The sequence below is a fragment of the Alteromonas sp. McT4-15 genome (assembly GCF_020515205.1).
GTDB lineage: Bacteria > Pseudomonadota > Gammaproteobacteria > Enterobacterales > Alteromonadaceae > Alteromonas.
Genome location: NZ_JAJALG010000006.1, coordinates 141635 through 166413, shown reverse-complemented (window position 1 = coordinate 166413; position 24779 = coordinate 141635). Strand labels below are relative to the sequence as shown.

20 protein-coding genes are annotated in these 24779 nt (G+C 43.9%); 16 read left to right on the top strand and 4 right to left on the bottom strand.

The annotated features are described in order from the left end of the window. The first annotated feature begins 10 nt into the window (after positions 1 to 10). From bioA to LHL20_RS07175, 8 genes are all read left to right on the top strand, one after another. Positions 11 to 1276: an adenosylmethionine--8-amino-7-oxononanoate transaminase gene (bioA, locus tag LHL20_RS07210; RefSeq protein WP_226432809.1), complete on the top strand. Its 1266-nt coding sequence runs from the start codon at positions 11 to 13 to the stop codon at positions 1274 to 1276. Positions 1277 to 1369: 93 nt separating this feature from the next. After that, positions 1370 to 1891 (top strand): DUF2937 family protein, encoded by a 522-nt coding sequence (locus LHL20_RS07205; RefSeq protein ID WP_226432808.1) that lies wholly within the window; start codon positions 1370 to 1372, stop codon positions 1889 to 1891. Between the two features lie 426 nt (positions 1892 to 2317). Continuing rightward, positions 2318 to 4459 (top strand): methyl-accepting chemotaxis protein, encoded by a 2142-nt coding sequence (locus tag LHL20_RS07200; protein ID WP_319003215.1) that lies wholly within the window; start codon positions 2318 to 2320, stop codon positions 4457 to 4459. Between the two features lie 24 nt (positions 4460 to 4483). Continuing rightward, positions 4484 to 5305, top strand: coding sequence for a CheR family methyltransferase (locus LHL20_RS07195; RefSeq protein WP_226432807.1), 822 nt, complete (start codon positions 4484 to 4486; stop codon positions 5303 to 5305). Continuing rightward, positions 5305 to 5913, top strand: a complete 609-nt coding sequence (gene cheD / locus LHL20_RS07190; protein WP_226432806.1) for a chemoreceptor glutamine deamidase CheD — start codon at positions 5305 to 5307, stop codon at positions 5911 to 5913. The genes LHL20_RS07195 and cheD overlap by 1 nt, the downstream gene beginning before the upstream one ends. Positions 5914 to 5921: 8 nt before the next feature. Further along, entirely contained in the window at positions 5922 to 6962 is a 1041-nt protein-coding gene (locus tag LHL20_RS07185; RefSeq protein WP_226432805.1) for a protein-glutamate methylesterase/protein-glutamine glutaminase, read from the top strand. A gap of 205 nt (positions 6963 to 7167) precedes the next feature. Further along, the gene (locus LHL20_RS07180; protein WP_226432804.1) at positions 7168 to 7581 is read left to right on the top strand and encodes a BLUF domain-containing protein; all 414 of its coding nucleotides are present in this window, start codon (positions 7168 to 7170) and stop codon (positions 7579 to 7581) included. Positions 7582 to 7858: 277 nt separating this feature from the next. Beyond that, positions 7859 to 8140, top strand: a complete 282-nt coding sequence (locus tag LHL20_RS07175) for a hypothetical protein (protein ID WP_226432803.1) — start codon at positions 7859 to 7861, stop codon at positions 8138 to 8140. Positions 8141 to 8193: 53 nt separating this feature from the next. Here LHL20_RS07175 and LHL20_RS07170 read toward each other — a convergent pair whose 3' ends face one another. Continuing rightward, entirely contained in the window at positions 8194 to 9384 is a 1191-nt protein-coding gene (locus LHL20_RS07170) for a peptidase C39 family protein (protein WP_413228885.1), read from the bottom strand. A 74-nt stretch (positions 9385 to 9458) separates the two neighbouring features. Continuing rightward, a complete protein-coding gene (locus LHL20_RS07165; protein WP_226432801.1) occupies positions 9459 to 10946 on the bottom strand; it encodes a RimK family protein in 1488 nt (495 codons plus the stop codon). A gap of 284 nt (positions 10947 to 11230) precedes the next feature. On the opposite strand from LHL20_RS07165, the gene LHL20_RS07160 reads away from it, so the two are divergent. Further along, on the top strand, positions 11231 to 12199 hold the full coding sequence (locus LHL20_RS07160) for a calcium/sodium antiporter (protein WP_226432800.1): 969 nt from the start codon (positions 11231 to 11233) through the stop codon (positions 12197 to 12199). A gap of 9 nt (positions 12200 to 12208) precedes the next feature. Here the strand turns inward: LHL20_RS07160 and LHL20_RS07155 are convergent, their stop codons facing one another. Further along, the gene (locus LHL20_RS07155) at positions 12209 to 12682 is read right to left on the bottom strand and encodes a hypothetical protein (RefSeq protein ID WP_226432799.1); all 474 of its coding nucleotides are present in this window, start codon (positions 12680 to 12682) and stop codon (positions 12209 to 12211) included. 264 nt (positions 12683 to 12946) lie between these two features. Here LHL20_RS07155 and asnS point away from each other — a divergent pair, with 264 nt between their 5' ends. Beyond that, positions 12947 to 14344, top strand: a complete 1398-nt coding sequence (gene asnS / locus LHL20_RS07150) for an asparagine--tRNA ligase (RefSeq protein ID WP_202264638.1) — start codon at positions 12947 to 12949, stop codon at positions 14342 to 14344. An 80-nt stretch (positions 14345 to 14424) separates the two neighbouring features. On the opposite strand, the gene LHL20_RS07145 is transcribed toward asnS, so the two are convergent. Beyond that, entirely contained in the window at positions 14425 to 15630 is a 1206-nt protein-coding gene (locus LHL20_RS07145) for a hypothetical protein (protein ID WP_413228884.1), read from the bottom strand. 104 nt (positions 15631 to 15734) lie between these two features. On the opposite strand from LHL20_RS07145, the gene LHL20_RS07140 reads away from it, so the two are divergent. From LHL20_RS07140 to LHL20_RS07115, 6 genes are all read left to right on the top strand, one after another. Continuing rightward, a complete protein-coding gene (locus LHL20_RS07140; protein WP_226432797.1) occupies positions 15735 to 16877 on the top strand; it encodes a paraquat-inducible protein A in 1143 nt (380 codons plus the stop codon). Further along, on the top strand, positions 16874 to 18529 hold the full coding sequence (pqiB, locus tag LHL20_RS07135; RefSeq protein ID WP_226432796.1) for an intermembrane transport protein PqiB: 1656 nt from the start codon (positions 16874 to 16876) through the stop codon (positions 18527 to 18529). The genes LHL20_RS07140 and pqiB overlap by 4 nt, the downstream gene beginning before the upstream one ends. A gap of 55 nt (positions 18530 to 18584) precedes the next feature. Next, positions 18585 to 19202 carry a PqiC family protein gene (locus tag LHL20_RS07130; RefSeq protein WP_226432795.1) on the top strand — a complete coding sequence of 206 codons (618 nt, stop codon included), beginning with the start codon at positions 18585 to 18587 and terminating at the stop codon, positions 19200 to 19202. Positions 19203 to 19310: 108 nt separating this feature from the next. Beyond that, a complete protein-coding gene (locus LHL20_RS07125) occupies positions 19311 to 20309 on the top strand; it encodes a GGDEF domain-containing protein (protein WP_226432794.1) in 999 nt (332 codons plus the stop codon). A 125-nt stretch (positions 20310 to 20434) separates the two neighbouring features. Further along, a complete protein-coding gene (locus LHL20_RS07120; protein WP_226432793.1) occupies positions 20435 to 21583 on the top strand; it encodes an efflux RND transporter periplasmic adaptor subunit in 1149 nt (382 codons plus the stop codon). 10 nt (positions 21584 to 21593) lie between these two features. Continuing rightward, complete coding sequence (locus LHL20_RS07115; protein ID WP_226432792.1) at positions 21594 to 24770, top strand: efflux RND transporter permease subunit; 3177 nt, start codon at positions 21594 to 21596, stop codon at positions 24768 to 24770. Positions 24771 to 24779 lie beyond the last annotated feature (9 nt).

The window sequence follows — 24779 nt, the reverse complement described above, 5'->3', positions numbered from 1 at the left end:
CGGTTAAATTTTGAACAATATAGAATTCGATAAACAACACATTTGGCACCCTTATACGTCTGCGGTTAACCCGCTTCCTTGTTACGAAGTCACCGGCGCCAAAGGCGCTGAGCTCACTCTAGCCACTGGCGAAGTACTGGTTGATGGCATGTCGAGTTGGTGGGCTGCCATTCATGGATACAACCACCCTTTACTTAATAAAGCCGCTCATGATCAAATAGAGGCGTTTTCTCACGTCATGTTTGGCGGTATTACCCACCAGCCCGCAATAGATGTCTGTAAAACCTTGCTTGATATGGTGCCCGCAGGATTAGAGCGCGTGTTTTTGGCCGACTCTGGCTCAGTATCGGTGGAAGTTGCCATAAAAATGGCTATTCAGTATTGGGCATGCCAAGGCCGCGCTGAAAAGTCGCGTATTGTTGCGCCTCGCAACGGCTATCATGGCGATACCTTCGCCGCCATGAGTGTATGCGACCCGGTAAACGGCATGCACAGCTTGTTTGAAGGCGTGCTTAGCAAGCAAATATTCGCCCCTGCCCCACAAACCCGTTTTGGTCAAACCTTCAGTGAGGATGACATTCTTCCACTAGAAGAATTATTTGAAAAGCATCACCACGAAATGGCCGCCCTTATTTTGGAGCCGGTTGTTCAAGGTGCGGGCGGCATGCGCATTTATCACCCGGAATATTTAAAGCGCTGTCGCCAGCTGTGCGACAACTATGATGTATTGTTGATTTGCGATGAAATTGCCACGGGATTTGGGCGCACCGGTAAACTATTTGCGTGCGAACACGCAGGTATTTCACCAGATATCATGTGCTTAGGTAAAGCGATTACCGGCGGTTATATGACGTTGGCGGCCACTTTGTGCACCGAGGATGTGGCGCTTGGTGTATGCCAAGGCGAACCCGGTGTATTCATGCATGGGCCTACGTACATGGGAAATCCACTGGCCTGCGCCGTCGCTAATGCAAGTTTGTCGTTGATTAATCAAAATCACTGGCAACAGCAAATTCCTGCTATTGAGAAACAATTACAGGCCGAGCTTGCAAAATGTGCAGAACTTCCGCGTGTTGCAGATGTACGCGTGCTGGGCGCTATAGGTGTTGTTGAAACCGTAAAACCGGTTAATGTCGCTGAAATTCAACGCCATTTTGTGAAGCATGGTGTATGGATACGGCCTTTTGGAAAGCTGGTATACATTATGCCTCCCTATATCATAAGCCCGGAGCAACTCAGTATGTTAACGCATGCCATCTATACTAGTTTGAAGTAGTAATTAGGTGGCATCCTACAACTAACAGTGAAGTTATTGATTGCTCAACGGAAGTGGCTAGCCAGTACGTCGATGATGGAGTGAGTTTAAAAAATGATTGTTAGAGTACTTGATAAGGTGTTATTTGCCGTTTTGTTTATCATTACACTACAAGTGCCTATTTTGGCCGACCATTATCGTCAGTACTTAAGTGGCTATTACGATGCGCTTCGTGATGAAGTGACAAGTTCAACTGAGTTGGCGAAGCAACATGGTTTTTCATCAGTGGAAGCCATGCTGGAAAGCTTGCAACAAAACAATGAAGCCGTTGTGCGAGAAAATGCCACATTAAAAGCAGAACGCTTTGCGCAAATTAATGCCATTGAACAAGGTATGCGTAAATTGGAACACGGCCACTACTTTGAAAAGCTCGTATTTATGGCCACCCCGTCTCAATATGACACGTTAGACAGAGTCCTAGACAACTTCAGCCCTTCGGTTCCCCTGACACCCTCATCAATTATATTTAGCTTGGTCACGGCTATTTTATTGAATTTGCTTATTTGGACACCGCATTTTTGCTATTGCCAAGTAAAAAAAGCTCGTTCAAAACCAAAGCGTTTTTCTTATAAGTAAAGCTTAAAAGTAAGTTTAAAAAACCATCAAACAAAGTCTTCACTGCTGATTGATAGACAATTTATTCAACTAAAGTCGAATAAATTGCACATTATTTTAAATCCTTGTCTACACTTTTCTCGTTAGCTGAGATTCTTAACGATTTTTAATAATTACTTTTGCTAATTCTTGTACTTGGAACAGATTGAGCAAGGCCTCAAGCTCAAGCATGACGAAATATCAGGCAACAGTATGTCTCCGCTTCCAATTTAAAGATTGCGCAATGAGCGTCACGAAGCAATTGCTTAAGTTTTGCACAATCCAAGGCGTAACTTGAGATAACGCATTTCAAGCGCCAAGCACCGCATTGTATTTGTCTGTTTTAACGGCATACAGGTATTTAGGTGCATTTTCAGACACTGTGAAATTGTTGATCAGGAGTGATCTATGAAGTTGGCGAACCTTTTAAAATCAAAAACCGATTCAAGGTATACCGAGCATCGCATTCAAACGTTAGAGCAGAGCTCTACAAGTTTTATGATTGCAAATGCTGATAGAATTATTATTTATGCAAACAAAGCGGTGGTTTCTTTACTTAAGAAAAGTGAAGAAGAGCTGCGCAAAGTGTTGCCTCAATTTTCAGCAGATAACCTTATCGGCCAAAGTATCGACCAATTTCATAAGAACCCCGCTCATCAAAGCAGCATTCTCGCAAATTTACGAGACGTAATGGTGTCGTCAATCACGGTAGGTTCGTTAAACTTTCGCCTAACGCTAATGCCGCTTAAAGACGAAAACGGCGCCAGCATTGGCACTGCTGTAGAATGGCTCGACATAAGCGAACTTTTATTAAAAAGCGGTATGTTAGATGCGCTCGACCGCTCGCAAGCGGTGGTTGAGTTTAGCGCAGAGGGTAATGTCTTAAATGCGAATGAAAACTTTCTTAAGATAACCGGGTACGACATTGAAGAAATTCGGGGTAAGAGTCATAAGGTTTTAACGTCAAGCGATGATAAAACCTTGGCAGCCAACCGAGAGCTTTGGTCGCAAATGAAAGAAGGCAACTTCCAAACCGGCGAATATCGATATATTCGTAAAGACGGTGAAGAAGTGTGGCTTCAGGCCTCGTACAACCCCATTTTGAATAGTTCAGGCAAAGTGACCAGTGTGGTGCAATATGCCACAGATATTACCGCAGAAAAAATGCGCAACGCCGACTATGCCGGACAGATAGACGCCATTGGAAAATCGCAAGCCGTTATCGAGTTTCAGTTGGACGGCACAATTATTACTGCTAATGATAATTTCCTTAACACTGTCGGTTATTCTCTTTCTGAAATTAAGGGTAAGCACCACAGTTTGTTTGTAGATGCAGAACACCGCAGAAGCCAGGAATATCACGATTTTTGGGCACAGCTTAGAGAAGGCACTCACGCAAGTGGTGAATTTAAACGCATTGCAAAAGGCGGAAGGGAGATTTGGATCCAAGCCACTTACAATCCAATATTCGATGTTAATGGCAAACCGTTCAAAGTCGTTAAATATGCGACCGATATAACAGCAACAAAAATTGCTGTGAATGAGATAAAACGTGTGTTGATGCGCTTATCCGAAGGTGACCTAACCACACGATTAGAAGCAAATTTTGAGGGTGAGTTTATTCAAATCAGTGAAGCGATGCGTTCGTTTATTGAAAATCTCGTGAACATGATTTCAGAAATCCGTTCTGCGTCAGACTTAATTAACACCGCAGCGACTGAAATAGCCCAAGGGAATAGCGACCTATCAAGCCGAACCGAAGAACAAGCGTCCAGCTTAGAACAAACCGCGTCAAGTATGGAAGAGCTAACGGGCACAGTTAAACTTAACTCAGAAAATGCAGATCAGGCCAACGGCCTTGCCTCGCAAGCTTCAACCATTGCTATTGATGGCGGCAAACTCATTGGGCAAGTGGTCGATACCATGGGTTCAATCAATGAATCGGCGCAAAAAATCTCAGATATTATTGGTGTCATTGACGGTATTGCGTTTCAAACCAACATACTTGCGCTTAACGCTGCCGTTGAAGCAGCAAGAGCCGGCGAGCAAGGCAGAGGCTTCGCGGTAGTAGCATCTGAAGTGCGTTCTCTTGCACAGCGTTCTGCTGAAGCCGCGAAAGACATTAAGAATCTCATTTCAGACTCGGTTAACAAGATTGAAAATGGTAACGAGTTGGTGAATAAGTCGGGCAAGACAATGGAAGAAATTGTGCTTTCTATCAAGCGTGTTAACGACATTATGGGTGAAATAGCTGCCGCGTCTTCTGAACAGGCATCAGGCATTGACGAAGTGAGCAAAGCTGTTTCTCAAATGGATGAAGTTACACAACAAAATGCTGCGCTTGTTGAGGAAGCTGCGGCGGCTGCAGAAAGCTTGCAAGCTCAAGCACAAAACATGAACAAGCAAATTTCAGCCTTTAAGTTAAGTGAAGATCAAAACCGCGCACAAAAGAGCACCCTTTCAACGGTTGAAAAAATTGCAGCTCCCAAGGTGAAAGAGCGCTTAGTCAAAATGGTATCTCCCGAAGAAGATGAGTGGGAGTCGTTTTAAGAATAGAAATCGCGGCTGCTGTATATGGAACATAGAGAGTTTGAATTTACGGCCAACGATTTTGATAAAGTGCGTACGATACTGCACCAAAATGCAGGTATTTGCCTAGGACAGAGTAAAGACTCAATGGTTTATAGTCGGCTTTCACGCCGGCTACGCGCACTTAATCTATCTCGTTTTTCCGATTACCTCGTGTATCTGGAAAGTAACCATGGTGAAATGGAGAATTTCATTAATGGGTTAACTACAAACCTCACCTCTTTTTTCAGAGAGCCGCATCACTTTGATACATTAAATACATTTTTGTCATTAAATCGAGAGCCAAGGCGCATTTGGTGCGCTGCCAGTAGCACGGGGGAAGAAGTCTACTCCATCGCCATGACGGTGGTGAAAGCTTATGGTTCCTTCGAGCCTCCGGTTGAGATTATTGCAACAGATATAGACAGCAATGTTTTACTTAAGGCAAACCAAGGTATTTATACTGATGACACCGCGTCATCGCTTACCTATGACGACAAAAAACGTTTTTTTCATAAGGGAACGGGTAACAACAAAGGCTTTGTGCGTGTTATTCCGGAGCTAAGAAAATTAGTGTCTTTCAAGCAGCTAAACCTAATTAATAATCAATGGTCGTGCATACCGAGCAACTTAGATGTCATCTTCTGTAGAAATGTGATGATTTATTTCGATAAAACAACGCAAGCACAATTGTTACACCGGTTTGCCCTAAAACTTAAAAACGGCGGATTGTATTTTGCCGGGCATTCAGAAACGGTGGCCAATTTGGATTCGAGCTTTGTATCAGTTGGACGAACCGTCTATCAAAAACGAAGTGGGACGCCCTGATGTATAGTGACTTTAATGCCTCGCCAGAAGCTAACCACTACTTTGACCGGTATTTCAATTGCAACGCAGTCAAAATTCTACCCGGAGAGTTTTATGCGACGTCGAACAATCACCTTATTGTTACCGTATTGGGTTCTTGTATAGCTACTTGTTTGTTCGACCCTGTCAATAACGTGCGCGGCATGAATCATTTTTTGTTGCCCAGAGACGATATGGAAAAATCAGCCCTACTTTGTGAGTCCGCGCGCTACGGCACATACGCTATGGAATTACTCATTAATGAGATGCTTAAATTAGGGGCTAGAAAAAACCAAATTGTGGCGAAAGTGTTTGGCGGAGGTAACGTAATGAAAGGACTTATTCACAATAATGTTGGCCAGAAAAATGTCGATTTTGCGTTTGAGTATCTAAAAAACGAGTCGATTCCGATAATTGCCAGCGATGTGCTCTCTGATTACCCAAGAAAGGTTTATTTTTTTGAGGAAGGCGGCTTAGTAAGGGTGAAAAAGATAAAGGCGCTTCATAATACCACTATTCTTGATAGGGAAAGCGAATATCGTATCAAACTCAAAAATGCCTCTATTGATAACTCAGTGGACTTATTTTAGGAGGAGCGATGATAAAAGTACTGATAGTCGACGACTCCGCGCTAATTCGAAGCCTGTTGTCTGAAATCGTATCTGCTACACCCGGCATGGTTGTTGTCGGTGCGGCACCTAATGCTTACATCGCTCGGGATATGGTTAACCAACACTGCCCTGATGTAATAACGCTGGATATCGAAATGCCAAAAGTTGACGGCATAACGTTTTTGTCTAAGTTGATGAAGGCCAGACCGACGCCTGTGGTCATGATCTCTACGCTAACCGAAAAAGGTGCAGAAGCAACATTAAGAAGCTTAGAACTTGGTGCTGTCGACTATATCCCTAAGCCTAAGATTGGTGTTACCGAGGGTTTTGAAAGGTACAGTTCGCTTATAATTGAAAAAATTCGACTTGCGTCAAAATCAAAAGTTAAAAAGCTCTCTTCAACACCTACTGCAAAACAAGAATCTATCATTTCAGGAACAGAGAAAATTATTGCTATTGGCGCATCAACAGGCGGAACCATTGCGATAAAGCGCTTTTTAGAAACCATGCCTGCCAATGCACCTGCAATAGTGATAACGCAACATATGCCTCCCGGGTTCACCAAAACCTTCGCACAGCGATTGAATGCATCTTGCAGCGTCAATGTCGCCGAGGCACGCGGCGGTGAAAGGCTGCTGCCAGGCTACGTATTTATTGCGCCGGGAGATATTCACATGGGCATAGAGCGCAGCGGCGCAGATTACCGCACCGTGTTAATAGATTCCGAGCGTGTAAGTGGGCATAAGCCGTCTGTAGATGTACTTTTTGATAGTGTGAGTACAGCAGCGGGGAAAAATGCGATAGGCATAATCATGACGGGAATGGGAAAAGATGGCGCCAACGGACTGCTTAAACTAAAACAAGCGGGAGCATTTACGCTGGCACAAGATGAAGCGTCTTGTGTTATTTTTGGCATGCCTCGTGAAGCCATAAAACTTGATGCAGCAAGTAAAGTATGCGACCTAGATGCTATTCCTGGAGTCGTTTTTGAATATTTACGTCAACACGGTGGAAATTCAAGACTGTAAAACGCTCACGCTTTTGCAAAAGACGACTATAGTGTAATGCATAAGAATAAGTTTCGATCCTTTAAACCACCGGTTACAGCACAGTTCAATGAGAGTCCAAATGCTGTAATGCAAAAAGAAGCTGTATCGTTTGAGTTTTAATAGTTTTTTGGGTTTACCTACACAGCGTAGGTAAACGAGGAGAATGTTTAAAAAAGGGCTTATTATGTTTCTTGTAAGACTAATTTACGCAAGTACGGTTGGCGAATCCTTCAAACCAAGTGATATAGAATCTATCCTGCGCAGCGCCAGAAAAAATAATAGGCAGCATGGTATTACAGGTATGCTGTGTTTTAACTCTCGTTACTTCCTTCAGTGTTTAGAGGGATCGCGCTCAGCGGTTAATGACTGCTTCTCATTAATTCAGACTGACACAAGACACAGATCATTAATGCTCTTGTCTTATGGGGAAATTTCCCAACGAGCATTTAGCTCTTGGGAAATGGCATATGTGTCTGAGCAAGCCATGACAAAGCGTTCAGTACTGCAATTTAGCACCAAAGACGCGTTTGACCCTTACTCGATGCTTGGCGACAGCGCGCTTTCATTACTCGCAGACTTTAGACAGCTTGCAGAGTAACTTAACTCGCATTGTGCGACGCATATGCGAGTAAACTGCAAAATGCGTCCACTTTTTATACAACTCATTTCTAATACCTATTGAGCTTTTTCAATAATTAACACGCCAATTCATTGTGTTAGCTTATTTCTTATCTACTTTGGCACTGTTGATGCAATGTCAATATGTGAACGAAGGTAAGCGTAACGTGAAAATGGTTTGTTTAGCCCACACATTCAACACAAAAGCTAAGCAAAACAAAAAGTTACCTAATAATAGCAGTATAGGAGATATAATTATGCCAACTGATGCACAATTATTAATCGGAAAAGTGTTGCAAATTAAAGACAAACTTAGTGCAAAACGTCATTGCATTCCCCGAGATTTACAGGGTGAATGGAAACAACTAGACAAGCAAACTGCTTGCTTTGAAAGTGCCGCTTTGTATAACAGTGCGGTAAAAGGCCAACAAATGAACAAGCACATTGAGTACTCAGGATCGGTTAAAGAGCTATCTCAATTAGTAAGTAAGCTTAAAACACTGAACAACAAAATTAGCGTTTCTCAAGCTCATCATTAGGGAAAGCCTATAACGTAGGCTTCCCTAATCTGAGATTACTGCTAGCTTGCATGCTAGTTCGGCGGGTTGAGTAAAACCAGTGTTCTGACTTTACGTGTACCATAACTTGCTAGGCGCAAAAAATCTTCACGCGCAACAGGAATGTGCTGATATTCCACAGGTTGCCCTTCACTGGCATCAGGGTCGTGAAGATAATAGCAATGCGAGTCACAACTGGTAATAGCCACCCAATGTGGTATTTTTTTCTTGTCGAAGGAGTAAGTGCTGATCAAGCACAATACCGTGCTACCTGCACGCAGCGCGTCATCAATAATTTCCGTGTGCCAATCAGTAATTTCAACCTCTATCTGCTTATCCTTGGCCTCTTGCATAAACTGCATCTCTACGCTTTCTACAATGGCTTTTTTCTCAGTGTTTCGTACACCATCTACAAATAAAGGTACGTTTTGATTAATGATTACGCGTGCTGAAAACCCCTCTGAATGGGCTGCTAGCGCTAACCCCACAGGATGACAACCACCATGTCCTGACATCATGAAAATAGTTGTCGCCTTTCGCCACAACGCCAATTCGTTTTGTTGAGACATTTCATAATTACTGTCTAAGGCGCACATCGCCATCATTAGTGCGGAAGGACCGCACGTAAAATCAGTCGTTTGTTGATACCACGGATACACTTCAGATTTGGCCGAACGACTTGGCACTAATACTTTTTGCATACGCAACGCATCGGTGTGGTCATCGTAATAGTCGGTGTACATACCAAACTGACTAAATCCTAGCTTTTTGTATAGCGCAATTGCACCTGTGTTACCAACTGCAACTTCCAGGCGCATAAACCGCTTTCCCCGCGAAAGCGCCCGCTCCCCCAAGCTATTTATGAGCTTTTCAGCAATGCCCAAACCTCTAGCACTTGGTAACACGGCAATAGAGTAAAGTCGTGTTAATTGCGTACCTCTACGCAAAAGCAGAAGGCCGTAGCCAACTACAGTGGGTTCGGTGCATGTCATCGCTTGAGCATTAGGGTGAGCGCCACTTTCAGTCGGTGTAAATTCCACAACCACAAGTTCAGCATGCGGCGCTTCAATGTAAAATTTAAAGCGCGACTTAGTGAGTCTATCTGTGGTGAAACAGGTTTTCTCGATATGCTGAAGTGCAGCCAAGTCACTGGTTGTGGCAATCCGCAAAGCGATTTGCCCAGGCTGACTACCTGGCATCTTGTTAGATTTCGATGCTGCTGCCATACCTTGTGTCACATCAGTCGAGTTTTGCGACTTTGCAGCGCTATCACCAATAAATTGTACTTCAGCCGATGGAATCATCGCCCTCTTTGCTCCAACCTGTTAGCAAATTCTTGCATGATTAATTCATACAGTTCTTTGCCCAAATATTTGTCTTCTACACCTGAATCGATACTTGGGTTATCGTTCACTTCAATTACGTACACAGCGTTCCCAGCCTGTTTTATATCCACACCATATAGACCATCACCAACTACCTTTGCCGCTTTCACAGCCGCTTGTAACACAGGCTTTGGTACTTCAAAGGTTGGCATGGTGGCAAAACCACCCGAAGAAAATCTATCCCCTTGATGGTTGTATATCTGCCAATGGTTTCGCACCATAAAGTATTGGCACGCGTAAATGGGCTTGCCGCCAAGCACACCAATTCGCCAGTCGAACTCAGTGAAGATGTATTCTTGCACCAGCACTAACGCAGATTCCGACAACATTTGTTCCAGTCTCAGTTTTAGTGCCTCTTTAGTCTCTGCTTTGTGCACACCTCGCGAGAACGAACTCTCTGGCAGTTTAAGTACCAAAGGCAACCCAAAGTCATTAATCAGTTTTTCGCACACTTCATCGCTTGCACTTGATACAAAGGTTGCTTTAGGCGCAGGGACTTTTTGATACGCAAATGCGTCTTGTAAAAACACCTTATTACAACAGCGCAAAATAGACTGAGTATCATCCATCACCACGATACCTTCGCGCTCTGCGGCACGGGCTAAACGGTAAGTATGATGGTCAATGGCGGTCGTTTCACGAATAAACAACGCATCATAATGCCCCAAATCCTCAGGCTTCAATCGACTTACTACGTCAGCGCGAAAGCCCACCTTCTCTGCAGCTTTAACAAAGTGCTTTATCGCTTTTTCATCGCTTGGCGGTGTGCTTTCTTCAGGGTTTACTAGAATAGCCATATCCCAACGCGCTTTCTTGCTGGCCTTACTCGCCCGCCACTGAATTTTTGTGTATGCAACTAGTTGTTCAATAAAGCGAACCTGTTGCTTGTCGGATAACTCATTGAACGCTTTAGCCTGTACGCTTGCCACCCCTTCAATTTGAACTTTGCCCGCCCCTTTCGCTAACGTTTTTGTTTGCGTAATAGTGGGCGTTAACAACAATACTGGGCACGGGTACTTTTCAAACGCCTGTCTTGCAAGACGCTTAAAACGCTGATCTTTCACTTCACCAAACAGTACTAATAAAGGTTCTTCGCTAAGCTCAGCGTTGTCTTGTGTTGCTGATACCGAGAACACAATACGATCAATACTTTTCTCTTCTGCCATGCGCAGATCATTAATGGTATTTACCGATGGCAAAACAGAGTGACTTCTTGCTTGCGCCAATAGTGAACAGTAATACCCTTCGCTTAAATAACGCGAGGTATCGCATAAGTTTATTACGCGTGTTTTGGGTTCGTTCAGTTTTGGGAACTCTGCAAGGTAGTCTTGAAAAGTAAGCACGGTTAAAGCTGTGTTACAAAAAGAAGTAACATCATCAGTAACAATCAGTGTATTGTGCATGTAATTCGCTTCTAAAAAGTGTGTTGTCGGTTACAATTAAAGTTGCTATTGCGCAAATTGCAATCGCATTTAAAACAGCGCTGAGTTTACGCTTAACTTGAACTTTGCATAGCATTATCAGCACGGCTTTTTTTCATCGTTAAGACAACGAAAACTGATGCAATGATGAACAAAAATGTTTACTCATGTGGAAGGATACTCATCATCGTGTTGACCTGTTTTTATAAGCGTTCGTGTTATCGTTAACTGTCGCGAAGCAAAACATATAGATTTAAGGAGTAGGTATGTTATTGGCCAGTTTGGCTATTGCAATCGGGTTACCTGTATTGTTATGGAGTGCGGGCAAATTTGTAGGTGGCGCGGCTTCTGTTGCTAATCACTTTGGTGTGTCACCGTTGCTGATTGGTATGCTCATCATTGGTTTCGGCACTTCAGCCCCAGAAATTATTGTGTCTATTTTTGCTGCTATTCAGGGTAATTCGGGCATTGCATTAGGTAATGCGTATGGCTCGAACATTGCCAATGTCATGCTTATTCTGGGTATCACCGCCGTAATAAGCCCTATTGCCGTTAAATCAGAAATTATCAAAAAAGAATTGCCTGTATTGCTTGGCATCACCTTTTTTGCTGCATGGCAGGTACTTGACCAACAAGTATCAAAAGATGACGCCTTTTCATTGCTTGGTCTTTTTGTGTTGCTAATTTCATGGAGCATATATCATGGTATGAAAGGTGATAGCGATGCGCTGGCGTCTGAATACAGTGACGAAATTAATGCAACCGAAGGTACGGTAAAAACCCATGTAATGTGGTTAATTGCCGGTTTATTGTTACTGGTAGCAAGCTCGCGAATGCTGGTGTGGGGCGCGGTTGAAGTAGCCACCTTTTTTGGTGTTAGCGATACGGTTATTGGCCTTACTGTTATTGCCATCGGCACATCACTGCCAGAACTTGCATCATCATTGATGGCAGTACGCAAGGGTGAGCACGACCTCGCCATCGGGAATGTCATCGGGTCAAATATGTTTAACACGCTTGCGGTAGTCGGTATTGCTGGCACCATTCAGCCAATGGCAGTAAGTGCAGACTTTTTGTATCGCGATGTGGTGGTTATGCTGGCATCAACTGTCGCACTATTTATCTTCTGTATTGGCATTAAGCGTCAGGGCCGCCTAAATAGGCTAGAAGGCGGCGCATTCGTTGTCGCGTATGCCGCTTATACTTACTGGTTGATACAGGCTGCGTTCATTTAACAAGTTATGCTAAAAGCCTAGCGTAGTAGCTACAGTGACTAAACTGATAGCTACTATCGCTATGAGCACAATCAAGTTCACACCAAAATTATCGTTTTCTCGTCGAGTTCGCTTTGCTCGCATAACAAAACTAACCACACTGAGCGCCAAGCATACGAGCAACATGATTGTCATTGCATTTACGTGGGTCTGTGACCATGATGTGTCACCTTTAATGCCCCAATATTCTTGAACACCGCTTATAAAGTCTGGCCGCGCATAGTGAAATAGAATTAACACAACAACCAGCCCTACCCAGCCTAAGATATTTAGACCCAGCATCACTTTATAAAATGTTGTTTGCGAGCGCGGTATCGAGCGCCTTTCGGCCAGCATTTCGTAGGTGACAATATCAGGCTTTTCGTCTTTACGAGATGACGAGCTGTCACCCGTTGGCGAAGTCAACGGTGAATTTGGTGATGATGAACTGTTTTTATTTCCCATTTGTCACTCTGTTCTCTGGCATCCCGCTTAAGGTTGAGTATACTAGCGTGCTAGTGGATTGTGCCTTTTTGTCTATTTTTACACCACCATAGCATGCTTCTAGGTATGAATACGTAAAAATGCCTAGCTAGGTTTGTGTTTTTTATCGGCACAGCAATCCAGAACATTGACCATAAAACAAGTTTTCGTGCATTTTGCACTGTGTTGTTGAATATCACCTAATGGCGAGCAACAACATAAAATTAGTAAGACGGAGAAATTAACATGACGCATGCGCCCGTAGTTGACGTACTTAAGGGTAAGTACGCCGTTGGCGAATCGGTAACCGTAAAAGGTTGGGTAAGAACACGCCGAGACTCAAAAGCAGGTTTATCATTTATTGCACTACACGATGGTAGCTGCTTCGATCCTGTGCAGGTTATTGCGCTAAATTCTCTGTCAAATTACGCCGACGTTCAGCGTTTGACGGCAGGTTGCTCTCTGTCTGTAACAGGCACGGTTAAAGAGTCTCAAGGCCAAGGTCAGTCAGTTGAAATCGATGCAACAGACATAGAGATTTTGGGCTGGGTAGAAAATCCAGACACTTATCCAATGGCAGCAAAACGCCACAGCATTGAGTATTTACGTGAATATGCACACCTTCGCCCGCGTACCAACGTTATTGGCGCAGTAACACGTGTGCGTAACTGCTTGTCTCAAGCAATTCACCGCTTCTTCCACGAAAAAGGTTACTTTTGGATCTCTACGCCAATTCTTACCGCGAGTGACACCGAAGGTGCTGGTGAGATGTTCCGCGTATCAACACTTGATATGATGAACATTCCGCGTGACGACAAAGGTAACGTTGATTATTCAGAAGACTTCTTTGGAAAAGAAACCTACCTAACGGTATCAGGTCAGCTTAACGTTGAGACTTACTGCACTGCAATGTCGAAAGTATATACGTTTGGGCCTACGTTCCGCGCAGAAAACTCAAACACTTCTCGTCACCTTGCAGAGTTCTGGATGATAGAGCCAGAAGTGGCCTTTGCTGAACTTAAAGATGTGGCACAACTTGCAGAAGATATGCTGAAGTACGTCTGTAAAGCGGTACTAGAAGAACTGCCAGATGACATGGCTTTCTTCGCGCAGCGTATCAAGAAAGATGCAATTGAACGTCTGGAAAAGCTAGTTAACTCAGACTTCGTACGCATGGATTACACCGATGCTATCGAAATCTTGCAAAACTGCGGCAAAGACTTTGAATTCCCTGTTGAATGGGGTATTGACCTTTCGTCTGAGCACGAGCGTTACCTAGCAGAAGAGCACGTTGGCGCGCCAATTATCATGCAGAACTACCCGAAAGATATTAAAGCGTTCTATATGCGCATTAACGATGACGGTAAAACGGTTGCTGCAATGGACGTGCTTGCGCCGGGCATTGGTGAGATTATTGGTGGCTCACAACGTGAAGAGCGCCTAGATGTTTTCGATGCACGTCTTGATGAAATGGGCCTATCGAAAGAAGATTACGCATGGTACCGCGACCTTCGCCGTTACGGCACTGTTCCTCACTCAGGTTTCGGTCTTGGTTTCGAGCGTCTTGTTGCCTATGTTACAGGTATGCAAAACGTACGTGACGTTATTCCATTCCCTCGTACACCGGGCAACGCTAGCTTCTAAGCGTTCCTAATAAAAGAAAGCCCGCGGTTGCTAACTACCACGGGCTTTTTTGTTTCACTTGTTTAATAAGTTAAATTTAACTACAACCCAATTGCCGCCGATTTGCACGCCTTCACTTGGTAAAGGTATCCAATTTCGTTTTCTTCGCTTTTGTCGCGAGTAATTTCAAGGAACTCGTAGTCATTTAACTCTATTACACGACTATCTTGTGAATGCGCACAGCGTGAACGAGAGTCTGCTTCAAACACATAAATGAAGTCAGCTAAAGCGCGTTGCTGCATCTTTTTAAATGCTTTACTTCTCACCTTTGCATCTTCCCATGCCTGTTCAAACTCTTTTTCTATGTCAGCGTTTGCGTTGTTGATATCATTAATCGTCTTGGTTGCATCGTCTAACGCGACATTATTTTCTGCATTGCTTGCTTCATCACCTGTCTCGTTACCTAGTTTAACTGTTAAGCCGGGCAACTCAGCCCCCTCATCAGACAACACATCGCCGTCGGCTTTTTGCGCTTTTTGTTGCTCAGCAATTTTCTTAACAAGGGCATCACCGGCAAATTGAACCGATGCCATTTCGCTTGCTACTTGCTCTTCATCCTCCCACATCAATCCAACTTGTGCAGAAAGCAGAGAAAACTCAACCAACAATAAAACAGTCCAAATGAAACGAATGAACGTGGTCGTTAGCACAAATCGATACTCAGGCGGATGCCAAATGCGCTTAACACCAAAGGGCTTAAGCACTAGCAGTACCATCATATACAGTGGCGTTAAGAGTATTAAAAGAAGTAGCGCCATGATTGACGTGATAAAGAACCACGTTGGAATAGTAAGTATAAGCGCGAAGTTATGACTATAGGGCAATGCACCAGCCGATACCCCCGCGATATCGTTAACCATGCCACTTGCCGAGGCTAATGCAAAATTAGCAATAATGGCGTACACAAATAGTATGACCGCCTTGCCCGGCAGGCTGTGCCACACAATCATAAAACGGGGCCATATTTCGTTTACGATCCCTGCTAACGCAAAGGCATACATTACAACATCAAAAGCGGCACTTTGGACGTTGAAATACATTCCTAATAGCCCCATTCCCGTTGCAACAAGGTAACATCGTTGAGCAAATGTTAGGCTGCGCCAAAAGCGTACGCCACCGATACTACGCTTTGACACAAAGCGTCTACCGCGTCGTTTACCCGTTAAGTACAGACGTTGAATGCCACTTCGTTTGTCCGTAAACATATTCTTAATTTCTTCTTGTTTTTCGTGGTTTAAAAACTGCATCACTTCCCGATACCCTCGCAATGCGCTATGCTGTGAAATCTGTAAATCAATAAGTTATCCCTAATTTTGATAATACACATTGGCGCCGCGGCATACTAATTTTTATGGAACACACAGATAACCTAACGCTGGTTTGCGAGCAATGCCATACTTCTGTGAAAATTCCATCGCTTTCTCATCGTCAGCGGGCGGTTTGCCCCGTGTGCAATCACACACTGGTGTCATTTAGAAATCAAGCCAGTGAAAAAATGCTCGCGCATTCATTTAGCGCGTTTATATTTTTACTGCTGTCGTTGCCATTTAACTTTTTAACCTTCAAAGCAAGCGGGCAAAAACACAGTATCGATCTACCTACTGGAATCACTGTACTGATAGAACAAGATTATTTGTCGCTGGCTATCATTACAAGTCTTGCAACGGTGTTGCTTCCAGGCATTGTAATTGTGGGTATATTTTTGTTGTCATTAGCGCAAATCAAACAACAACGCCCTTTCTACTTAAACCGGTTATTTCGGTTAGTAAAAGCACTGTTACCTTGGAGCATGGCAGAGATATTTTTGGTTGGAACCTTGGTGAGCCTAATCAAAATAACCGAACTCGCCGATGTTGCCATCGGCATGTCTTTTTATGCTTTTATTGGTTTTTCTGCATTGACGGCATTGTGCATTAGTCAATTTGACGTAACGCGATACCAAATGTGGCTTAGTCAAGGTGTGCCGCCCTCGCCGAAACCACTCAGCGAAACACAAGCGAGCGAAAGTATTCAACGTACATGGGCTTTACTTATTACGGCATGTATTTTGTATATACCTGCCAATGTATTGCCAATTATGTATACTGAACTTTTCGGGCAAGAAACGCCAAATACCATTATAGGCGGCGTAATTTCACTCTGGGAGTCAGGATCTTATCCTGTCGCCATTGTGATTTTAATTGCCAGTGTTGTGGTACCCGTAGCCAAGATAGTCATATTGGCGTGGCTTAATTTTTCAGTTCAACGACAAAAAACCAGTTCTAAGCAATTGCGCATTCGCTACTACCGTATAACGGAAGCTATTGGTCGTTGGTCAATGATTGATGTATTTGTGGTGGCAGTGTTAGTAGCACTCATTCAAATGGGTAACACATTATCAATTTATCCAGGCCAAGCGGCATTAGCCTTTTGTGCTGTAGTATTTGTAACAATGATAGCTGCAATGACATTTGATTCGCGGCTAATTTGGCAGCAGTGGAAGCAATTACCATGACCGATAACGCACAGGTTAGCGACGCAACCGTGAAACCGACCAGTTCCATATCTCGCATTTGGATCATCCCGCTTTTGGTGATCATTATCGGCGGTTGGATGGTGTATTACCAATGGAAAAACCAAGGTCCCCTCATCACCATCGAGTTAAAGTCTGCAACGGGTATAGAAGTCAATAAAACCCCTATAAAAGTGCGCGATCTGGATATTGGTCAGGTCAAAAAAATTACGTTGAAACCTGATTTAAATGGCGTGTTGGTAACCGCGAGAATTGATGCAAGTGCAGCTCATCTTCTTAACGAAAACGCCAATTTCTGGGTAGTGGCTCCGCGTATTAGCTTCTCTGAAGTATCAGGTCTTAACACGCTACTATCAGGTAGCTACATCGCGATGTCAGCAAACGATAAAGGGAGCGAAAAGTTGCATTTTGTAGCGCTTGAGCGCCCTCCCGTTACCCCTCCAGGCACGCCGGGGCTACATGTCATGCTCAAAAGTGACGATGAGTTCGCATACAAACCCGGCGACCCTATCATTTACAAAGGGTTTAAAGTGGGCGAATTTGAAGATGCTACCTTTAATATTGAAGAACGTGTTGTTTATTACGACGCCTTTATTGAAGCGCCATATCACAAGCTTATTACCGAAAACACACGCTTTTGGGATGTTAGTGGCGTTAAGCTCCTTTTAGAGTCTAGTGGTGTAAGTGTGCAAACAAGAAGCTTGGAGACCTTGCTAGCAAATGGTATTACTTTTGGCATTCCAGAAGGCGTCAGTAAAGGCCAGCAAGTACTAGAAAATGCATTCTTTACTATTTATGAAGATCAGAGCGCCGCTTCAGATGCACGCTTTAAGGTAGCTGCGGAGTATTTATTACTTATCGATGAAAGTGTACGAGGTCTCACGGTTGGCGCACCAGTCGAATATCGCGGAATTGAAATTGGTTATGTAACCGCGATTAACTCATTTCCCGCTGTTGAAGGGAACATACTTCAGCAGGACTACCCTATCCCTGTACTGATTAACATTTACCCGGGTAAAGCCCGACAACCTGACACTGAAGAAGGGTTAAAGGCAATCAAACAAACAATACGCAACTGGCTTGAACGCGATTTGCGCGCCTCGTTGCGTATGGGCAATATACTGACTGGGGGCCTTTATGTGGACTTGCAGCACTTTCCAGAACATGCCGGGAATACAAAAATTGACGTTATAAATGGTTATGAAGTGATCCCTACTGTGAGTAATGAATTCACACAGTTAACCCAAAAAGCGGATGCGATTTTAGACAAAATTAATCAACTTCCTCTAAAAGAAATGGTTGAAAATGTGCAGTTGGCAGTAGAAGACATGAAATTGGCAGCAGAGTCTGTCGAGACTGCAAGTAACGACTTTGATCTACTTATTGCAGATATTGATGCTAAAGCACTAAATGCCAATCTAAACCAGGTGCTAGTTAGTTTGGACGGTTTACTGAAGAACTACAGCGAAGGCGGCTTTAATCAGTCTGAAATTAAAGAAACCGTCGACGCATTGCAAGAAACCATGCGCAACATGCAACCCTTGTTGCTGAAGTTGAATCAATCTCCGAATAGTTTGATTTTCTCTCAAGATGATGGCGCGGATATTCAGCCAAAAGCCAAGCGAGAAGAATAACGTGCGGACTAATTTGAGCTGTATTGCACATGATTTGAGAAAAGGAATAACGAACATGATACTCAAGCGAATTACAGTACCCCGCTTAAAGGGCATTACATTTAACAAATGGAGCCTATTGTGCATCACTATTTGCAGTTTGATGGCGTGTAGCAGCACGCCTAGTTCCTTAACCTACTACCTATTACACTCACCGTCTTCAGGCGCAATGAGTGAAACCTACCCAACGTCCGCCAAATTGGTAATCATTGACAGAATCACGTTGCCTGAATACTTGAAGCACCGTGGTTTGGTTTATCAAACCAGTGACACCAATTTGCATATTTCGACCAAACATTTATGGGCAGAGCCCGTTGAAGAAGGTTTGACTAAGTCGCTAAAACAAGCGCTAGCAAGCCGCAATGTTAAACTTCTACGCGCCGACCACTACGACGGTAAGGCAGCCATACACGTTTCGCTGCATGTAACCGATTTTGTTAGCACCCATAAGGGTGAGGTTACCTTCACTGGCGACTATGTTATTACGTCGTCAATGGATGAATTAACGCATTTCACGTTTGATCTACGCACTGATTTAGAAAATGATGGCTTTTCAGCAAGTATTGATGCCATGAGACATGCCATTGATAAGTTGGCTGAAACAGTTGCAACCGAAGTAGGTAAAATTGACTAGGTTATGCTAAGTCGCATCAAACAATACGTTTACAGTGGTGTAAGTCACCGTTATAGAGATGAAACAAACCGGCGAATAGTCGTTGTAAACTTATTCGCTGCAGTTGGCATGTCTATTACCTTTTTATTAGGTATGCGTGCCCTGTTTGCTCAAGAACTGTCATTGGCGATTACGTTACTTATCGCCAGTACAATTTTTGCCGTTTCGCAACAATTACAAGTTCGTTTTAAGTCGGCCAAAGCAAGAACAGCTTCTATCACACTGTTAATTTCGTGCTTGATGGTATTAACTCTTTTGCTCCTTATTACAGGCGGAAAAGACAATACAGGGCCGTTGTGGATATACCTGGTGCCACCTGTAACGATGTTTTTTGCAGGTTTCAAAAGAGGGCTGTTAGCGCTACTGGCCTATACGGTGGTGAGCGCCGTAATACTCTTCGCTTTGGGCGATGTTTTACTACTAACCAATTATACCTATGCGTTTAAGACACGACTGCTTTATTCATTTTTAACGGTATCGTTTCTTTCAGCCTTTTATGAATACAGTCGACAAAAAAGCTACGACACGGCGCTTCATTTGAAAGAACAATTCGAGCGCCAAGCGAATCACGATCATCTCACAAAACTACTCAATAGACGCGGTGCCCAGCAGTGTCTTGAAAGGGAATACGCCCGTCTGCAGCGCAATAAAACGTCTTTCTCTATTGCTATCGCTGATATTGACCGCTTTAAAAGCATTAATGATACGTTAGGTCATGAACAGGGCGACGAAGTATTGAAACAAATTTCAAACTTATTTACTTCTCGCATTCGCGGGCAAGACATACTGGCACGCTGGGGCGGTGAAGAATTTATGTTTATTTTTCCCGAGACCAATGAAGCTGAGGCACTCAAGGCGCTTGAGCTTATTAGAAAGAAGTTAAACACTACACCACTGCATATCAATGACGTTGAAATGCACGTAAGTAGTAGCTTTGGTGTGTGTGAGGTTAACCTTACAAATACCGTCGCCTTCGCCATCAAACAAGCGGATAAAGCCCTTTATCACGCTAAGGATACGGGCAGAAACAAAGTAAGCGCTTTCTCTTCACTGGAAAATCAGTCTTAGTTTTACCTTTTCCTTTATCACTCTTTACACAAAATTGACTCATGTTTCGTTACATTTGCACTATATCTTTGAAACAGTTTAGCGCTACACTGTAGCCTGATTTTGATACTAAAGTAGAATTGGTTATGAAATGGATGAGAATTGCACTGCCAGTCGGTGTCTTTATTGCTGGTTACCTGGGGATGAAAGGTATAGAGGCCTCTGCGTCAGACTCTGCAATTAAAGAGGAAGTAGACACTCGCCCAACCGTTACCATTGAATCGCTTTCTCCTGAGGATGTTCGTGTAAGGTTAACGTCATATGGTGAAATTACGCCCTTAGAAACCACTAATTTGGCCGCCCAAGTATCGGGCGAAGTTGAGAGCTGGAACCCTAAATTTGTATCAGGCGGCTTGGTTCGCCGCGGTGAAACTCTTTTCTCAATCGAGCAAGATGCCTATGAGGCGGCTTTGCTGTTGGCAGAAGCTAATTTGGCTAGTGCCAAAGCGCAACTTATTCAAGAGGAAGCGCAGGCTGATGTCGCAGCGAGAGAGGCGAAAACCATGCCTGATGCTCGTGTAACCGACCTGTACCTGCGTAAACCGCAAGTAATGAGCGCGCAAGCGGGTGTTAAATCGGCTGAAGCGCAACTAAAAATTGCCAAGCGAGATCTTGATAACTGTAAAGTTAAAGCACCTTACGACGCACTGATAGTGTCGCGTAACATCAGTACGGGTGACTATGTAACCCAAGGCAGCCCTGTTGCAGTGATCAACAACATTGAGTACGCCGAAATCACCTTCCCTGTTGCCGGATTTGACAGACTGTTTCTTGCCGACAATACAATAGGTAGCGATATCGCTATTGAAGTCGATGACGTACAAGGCGCAACGGTTAAAGGCACTATTCATCGTGATACGGGTGTTATCGATAACAATACTCGCATGAGCTATTTTGTAGCGCGTATTGAAGATCCATACGCCATCAACACAACCAAACCCATTGTTAAGTTTGGTTCATACAGCACGATTTCATTTGAAGGTAAAACCTTAAGTGACGTTTATCGCGTGCCTCAAGAGCTTGTGACCAATCGCAAACTATGGACCCTCGATGAGGACAACAAATTGACCTCCCACAAGGTTAAAGTAATTCGTGAAGAAAACGGTGACTTTTTAATTCAAGGTGAGTTTAACGCTAGTAAGGTGGTCATGACGCTGCCTGAATACCCACAAGACGGTATGGCGGTAAAAGTTATCGAAAATTCTTCTGACCTTGTGACAGCACAAACAAACTAAGGGCGCTGTCATGGAAAACCACAACGACACTCAACACGGCATTATCTCTTGGTTTGCGCGCAACTCAGTTGCCGCAAACTTACTGATGATTTTTATCATCATTATGGGTATAGCAAGCTATCTCACCATTCAACGTCAGATGTTTCCCAACATCGAAATTAACTATATTAACGTTGAAGCTACGTATCCAGGTGCTTCGCCTCAAGAAATTGAAGAAAGTATCTTCATTAAGGTAGAAGAAGCACTAAAAGATGTAACTGAGATAAAACGTACAGTATCGCGCGCTAGACGTGGCGGCGGTGCAGTTACACTTGAAGTTGACACCAAAGCTGAACTTACTGACGTATTGGATAAGGTAAAACTTCGCGTTGACAGTATCGCAACCTTCCCAGCTGGTATGGAGCCCGTTAACGTTTCACAAGTTGAGTTTCAGCAACAAGTGATTGAAATGCCATTGGTGGGCGACCTTCCCCTTTCTGAACTCAAATTATTGGCAAAAGAAGTTGAGGATGAACTGCTACAGCTTGGCTCTATCTCACTGGTACAAGTGTCGGCACCAAGCGATGAAATAGCAATAGAGATTAAACCCGATACGTTGCGTAAATACGGCATCAACATTTCTGATATTACCCAAGCGATTAACAGCTATTCTGCGAATATCTCTGCCGGCCAGTTACGCACTAATTCAGGAATTGTTTCTGTTCGTGTAGAAAACCAGTATTACAATGGTGAAGAGTTCAGACAAATCCCTATCAAAATAGGCAATGCTGGCGCTAAAGTTACCCTTGGTGATGTTGCGTACATTAATGATGGTTTTGTAGAAGGCGAGCGGTATTTCAAATACAACGGCATGAACGCGATTTATATCGCGGTTAAAGCGACAAAATCGCAAGACACCATTCCGGTAGCGGAAACAGTAAAAGCCTACATCGAGCAGAAAAATGAAAAGCTACCACAAGGTATTAGCTTAGAAGTATTGGTTGATATGACCTATTACCTCAATGCGCGTTTAGACATGATGCTGTCCAACCTTATGCAGGGTTCTGTGCTCGTTGCCTTCATGCTAACGCTTTTCTTACGCTTTAGGCTTGCGTTGTGGGTAATGATTGGCTTACCCGTGTGCTTTTTAGGCGCAATGATGATGATGCCGTTATTTGGTGTGAGTATTAACATTCTGTCGCTGTTCGCATTTATCATGGTATTAGGTATTGTGGTAGATGATGCCATTGTTATAGGGGAAAGCGCCTACACTGAAATTGAGAGTAAGGGCGGCGGTATTGATAATGTTATTCGCGGAGCGAAACGGGTTGCTACACCTGCAACGTTTGGCGTATTGACCACTATCGCAGTATTTGCGCCGTTTACTTTAAGCAGCGGCCCTGAAGGTGCCTTCTTCTACAACATTTCTGTGGTTGTTATTTTGTGCTTGGCGTTCAGTTTGATTGAGTCGAAGCTTATTTTGCCTGCGCATTTGGCGCATACGCGCTTTTCACCAGTTAAACCGACCAGTTGGCGTTCGCGTTTTAACAAGAACTTTTTTAAGTTTGTAAACGGCCCGTACAAGCGTACCGTTGAGCGCGCAATTGAATGGCGCTGGGCAGTACTAATGATGTTTATTGCACTGCTTATGCTAAGTTTTGGTCTTATCAATGCTAACTATGTGCGTATGGTGCCCAACCCTAAAGTGCCACACGATTTCCCAAGTGTTCGTATTGAAATGAACGAAAACGTGTCAGATGAAGCAACCATTACCGCGCTGAAAATTGTTGAGCAGACTATTTTGAAAGTTGAGCAAGATATTGTCGACGAATTTGGTACAGGCATGATCCGCGATCGACTTGCATTTAACGATGAGCGCACTGAAGGCCGTATTTTAGCACCGCTAGTGAATGAAGAAGACCGTCCTATCGACACCTTTGAACTCGCTCGTCGCTGGCGTGAAGCTATTCCGGAAATTTCAGGGATGAAATCGTTTACGGTTATTGATGATGTAAACGGCAATGGCGATGACGGTGAATTTGGTTACCTGTTGTTTGGTCCAGATATTGATACGCTTAACGCAGCAGGCCTTAAATTTATTGAAATGCTGCAGCAGCAAGACGGATTATTTGACGTAAGTTCAACCATTGACCCACCAAGCAAAGAAGTGCAAATGACTTTGCTTCCAGTGGCGTATGACTTGGGCCTAACGCTTTCAAATATTGCGTCACAAGTGGGTGCGGGTTTCTACGGTGGTGAAGCGCAGCGCGTCATCCGAAACGGTGAAGAAGTGCGCGTAATGGTACGCTACCCTGAACTTACCCGTGAACGTTTTGCAGACCTTAAATACACACTGATTAAAACGCCGCAAGGTGAAGAAGTCATGCTGGGTGATGTCGTTGCGCTTGAAGAAAAGCCAGGTATTAGCTATATCCGCCGAGAAGGTGGTTATCGCAGCGTTTACATTTGGGGCAACATTGATGAAGAAAAGGTTGAGCCAAACGAAGTTGTAACTGAGATTAGAGAAAAGCTATTACCTCAGCTTAAGGAGTCGTTTCCTTCTGCAATGACAGAACTCGGTGGCGATATTGAAGAGCAGCAGGCGCAACAAAACGAGCAAATACTGTTTTTCCTTGCGGCAATGATAATGGTATACATCCTTCTAGCCGTGCCACTAAAAAGCTATGGACAGCCACTGATAATCATGTCGGTTATTCCATTTAGCCTAACGGGTGCTATCTGGGGGCACTACTTCCTAGGATTAGACTTATCAATGATGTCGACATTCGGGCTTATAGCTGCGGCTGGTGTTGTAATTAACGACTCACTGGTTATGACGGACTTTGTAAACCAGCGCCGTGCACAAGGCTATAGCGTTAGAGAGGCAGTGGTTGAAGCAGGCACAGCACGCTTCAGGGCCATTACCCTAACATCTATCACAACGTTTGCGGGTGTATTACCCATCTTGTTTGAGACAAGTCTACAAGCCGCGTTTGTTATACCAATGGCGGCTGCACTTGGTTTTGCAGTACTTTATGCTACCTTGGTAACCTTGATACTAGTACCGTGCTTGTACCTTATTTTGCTTGATTTAGCGGGGCCATTCTCGTTTGTCAAAAGCAAACTAACGTCACGTAAAAAAGCGCCTTACAGCGGTAGTGCAAGCGATCCAATGGGTGAGCCACAAGCCCAGTCAGGCATAGATTAATAAAGCCTG

Excerpts from the sequence above, each read along its gene's own strand:
- LHL20_RS07205 (WP_226432808.1), top strand. The coding sequence starts at position 1,370 with ATGATTGTTAGAGTACTTGATAAGGTGTTATTTGCCGTTTTGTTTATC.
- LHL20_RS07200 (WP_319003215.1), top strand. The coding sequence starts at position 2,318 with ATGAAGTTGGCGAACCTTTTAAAATCAAAAACCGATTCAAGGTATACC.
- LHL20_RS07195 (WP_226432807.1), top strand. The coding sequence starts at position 4,484 with ATGGAACATAGAGAGTTTGAATTTACGGCCAACGATTTTGATAAAGTG.
- cheD (WP_226432806.1), top strand. The coding sequence starts at position 5,305 with ATGTATAGTGACTTTAATGCCTCGCCAGAAGCTAACCACTACTTTGAC.
- LHL20_RS07185 (WP_226432805.1), top strand. The coding sequence starts at position 5,922 with ATGATAAAAGTACTGATAGTCGACGACTCCGCGCTAATTCGAAGCCTG.
- LHL20_RS07180 (WP_226432804.1), top strand. The coding sequence starts at position 7,168 with ATGTTTCTTGTAAGACTAATTTACGCAAGTACGGTTGGCGAATCCTTC.
- LHL20_RS07175 (WP_226432803.1), top strand. The coding sequence starts at position 7,859 with ATGCCAACTGATGCACAATTATTAATCGGAAAAGTGTTGCAAATTAAA.
- LHL20_RS07170 (WP_413228885.1), bottom strand. The coding sequence starts at position 9,384 with ATGGCAGCAGCATCGAAATCTAACAAGATGCCAGGTAGTCAGCCTGGG.
- LHL20_RS07165 (WP_226432801.1), bottom strand. The coding sequence starts at position 10,946 with ATGCACAATACACTGATTGTTACTGATGATGTTACTTCTTTTTGTAAC.
- LHL20_RS07160 (WP_226432800.1), top strand. The coding sequence starts at position 11,231 with ATGTTATTGGCCAGTTTGGCTATTGCAATCGGGTTACCTGTATTGTTA.
- LHL20_RS07155 (WP_226432799.1), bottom strand. The coding sequence starts at position 12,682 with ATGGGAAATAAAAACAGTTCATCATCACCAAATTCACCGTTGACTTCG.
- asnS (WP_202264638.1), top strand. The coding sequence starts at position 12,947 with ATGACGCATGCGCCCGTAGTTGACGTACTTAAGGGTAAGTACGCCGTT.
- LHL20_RS07145 (WP_413228884.1), bottom strand. The coding sequence starts at position 15,630 with ATGCAGTTTTTAAACCACGAAAAACAAGAAGAAATTAAGAATATGTTT.
- LHL20_RS07140 (WP_226432797.1), top strand. The coding sequence starts at position 15,735 with ATGGAACACACAGATAACCTAACGCTGGTTTGCGAGCAATGCCATACT.
- pqiB (WP_226432796.1), top strand. The coding sequence starts at position 16,874 with ATGACCGATAACGCACAGGTTAGCGACGCAACCGTGAAACCGACCAGT.
- LHL20_RS07130 (WP_226432795.1), top strand. The coding sequence starts at position 18,585 with ATGATACTCAAGCGAATTACAGTACCCCGCTTAAAGGGCATTACATTT.
- LHL20_RS07125 (WP_226432794.1), top strand. The coding sequence starts at position 19,311 with ATGTCTATTACCTTTTTATTAGGTATGCGTGCCCTGTTTGCTCAAGAA.
- LHL20_RS07120 (WP_226432793.1), top strand. The coding sequence starts at position 20,435 with ATGAAATGGATGAGAATTGCACTGCCAGTCGGTGTCTTTATTGCTGGT.
- LHL20_RS07115 (WP_226432792.1), top strand. The coding sequence starts at position 21,594 with ATGGAAAACCACAACGACACTCAACACGGCATTATCTCTTGGTTTGCG.